Origin of the sequence: Agromyces humi (assembly GCF_009720255.1) — a bacterium.
GTDB lineage: Bacteria > Actinomycetota > Actinomycetes > Actinomycetales > Microbacteriaceae > Agromyces > Agromyces humi.
The window spans coordinates 1-536 of record NZ_WJSP02000789.1 but is presented as its reverse complement, the minus strand read 5'-3'; the positions used below and the strand labels follow the sequence as shown (position 1 = coordinate 536).

The 536-nt window shown below is 75.0% G+C and carries 1 protein-coding gene; it reads left to right on the top strand.

The window, feature by feature from the left end; translation table 11 throughout:
* Positions 1 to 219: 219 nt before the first annotated feature.
* On the top strand, positions 220 to 536 hold a 317-nt coding region (locus GH736_RS24190; protein ID WP_407922391.1), incomplete at its 3' end, for a spermidine synthase.

Genomic DNA, 536 nt, shown 5'->3' with positions numbered 1-536 from the left:
CGGGCGCGGAGGAGGGCAACGCCGTCCTCGTCGCGGCTCCCGGCGGTCTCCCCGAGGGACTCGCCGACCGGCTCGCCGATGCCGGGCCGTTCCCCGGAGCCGTCCTCACCGGCCACCGGCTCGACACGGCACTCTGGGGTGCGTGCTGAGGTCCGGCTCGACGCGGTGGCGGATGCCGCGGCGCCGCGTCCCTCGCAGCAGGCGGGTAGCGTGGCATCCGTGTCAGACCTCGAACGACGCCTCTCCGTGAGCGGCCACGTCGCCCGTCTCGAGGAGTCGCGCTCGGTGCCCGGGTCGTGGACGCTCTACGTCGACGGCACCCCGCAGTCGCACGTCGAGGTCGAGCGTCCCGACTGGCTCGGGTTCGAGTACGTGCGGCGCATCGGGCACGCCATCGACCTCGTGCGTCCCGAGGGCGCGCCGATCACGGCCGTGCACCTCGGCGGCGGGGCGCTCACGCTCCCCCGCTACGTGGCGGCCACGCGTCCGGGCTCCCGCCAGCAGGTGGTCGAGCTCGAGAGCGAGCTGGTCGACCT